This window comes from Rhizobium mongolense subsp. loessense, from assembly GCF_900099775.1.
Classification (GTDB): domain Bacteria; phylum Pseudomonadota; class Alphaproteobacteria; order Rhizobiales; family Rhizobiaceae; genus Rhizobium; species Rhizobium loessense.
This window is the reverse complement of record NZ_FMTM01000031.1, coordinates 1-1,480: the sequence shown is the minus strand read 5'-3', so window position 1 is coordinate 1,480 and position 1,480 is coordinate 1. Positions and strand designations below refer to the sequence as shown.

At 58.2% G+C, this 1,480-nt stretch carries 1 protein-coding gene; it reads right to left on the bottom strand.

Going from position 1 to position 1,480, the window contains the following annotated elements:
* Positions 1-538: 538 nt before the first annotated feature.
* Positions 539-868 carry an ATPase inhibitor subunit zeta gene (locus tag BLP23_RS32930; protein WP_092588836.1) on the bottom strand — a complete coding sequence of 110 codons (330 nt, stop codon included), beginning with the start codon at positions 866-868 and terminating at the stop codon, positions 539-541.
* Between the last annotated feature and the right edge of the window lie 612 nt (positions 869-1,480).

Here is a 1,480-nt window from a genome sequence, read left to right as displayed (position 1 = left end):
ACGCCGCTGCATTCCGATGCCGACATCGAACAGCTGGTTGCAGCACTCCATTCCCTCTGGTCGCGCTGCGCGCTCGCAAGGCAGGTCGCGTAAGGCTCCAACGGATTTTATCCCAGATAGCACGACCTCTGGCTCAAACCGCAATGTCGCCGAAAACAACAAGCCGGCGGAATTTGGCCGTGCGGCGATCCAGAAACCGACCTTGCGATCATGAAGCGCGCATGTTCGCCTCGGGCCTTCGACGCCAACATCCTGTCAGGGCAGCTCCGGAGCAAAGCTCGCATGTGCGGAGTGTTGGATTTTCAAAGCCGTAGGAACTAGGTTGGAGAATTGCTGCTGTCGTCACCTTCAAATCGATCGCCAAGGTCCTGCCGCGATCCATGCGTCGAAGGACCGCGTGACGGCCCGGGAACAATCCCTGCCGGCAGCGGTTAGTTCGACATTCTTACACGCAGACGGAGGTTTTGGACCGAGGGCTGCGATAAGCCTGGCCGGTCTCCGTTCAAAGAGGACCTGCATATGGTCCGTCTGTCGTCCGCTAGCTTCGCGTTGCGTCCTCACTCTCCAAGGCTTCGGCCGCCATGTACATCAGGTCGTGCATCTTCTCGCGAAGAATTGCTTCATCAGCAACCTGGCCGGCGGCACTGAAGTCCGCGAGAATCTTTTGCACCAGTTTCGTGTCTTCCGGCGAAGCGATGGCTATTGCCACAACCTCGTTCACATACGCGTCGACGTCGTTGCGGCCGATTTCAGCGGCAACCCATTCCGCCAGCAGGCGGTTTCGGCGGGCACGAACCTTTAGCGACCGCTCAAAGTCGAGAATGTATTTGTCTTCAAGCGCCCGTCTTCTATCGTCCAAGGATGTCATGCGAAACTCCCTTCCTTCCCGCGGCGCAAACGGCCGTGAGCATCGAGTGCGACCGGGCGGCCGAAACAAGACTTTTGCTTGTGCGTCATGACGTACCTCCGTTTTGAGGCGACCATGTGCGCGAGAGGCAAGGCGCGTTGATAGCGATCAAACCCGACCGTCTAGAAACGCTGTGAGAAGGTTAGCCGTTCCCAAATTGGTGCAGAACTTTGAATCTATTCCTGACTCCGCCCACGAAAAGCGCCGCGTTATGGCGGCCTGCCATAAACAAGCCGGTTTCCTACTCGGCTTGAAGCACGCCGCCACGTCAGATGGGACGGATCGCTCAAGTCGAACCTTTCCATCCTGGTCAATGATGGAGATCGCCACTGAGCGCAGCGACACGTCCAAAGCAGCATAAAACATCGTCGTCTCCCTTCAGCTCGGCCAAGCCGAAATAGTAGTGGGAGCTCGCCCCTGGTGGGACCGCCCGATTACACATGCTTGTGGCGCAAGGCGGGCGAGGGCGCCTGTCGGCCCGAGGCGTTTGGCCTGCACAAGACGAGAGAGGTTAGAAAAGAGCAGCGATTTTGATCATGATGTCGGATCGCGGGCGGCTGGCGCGTCATCGTA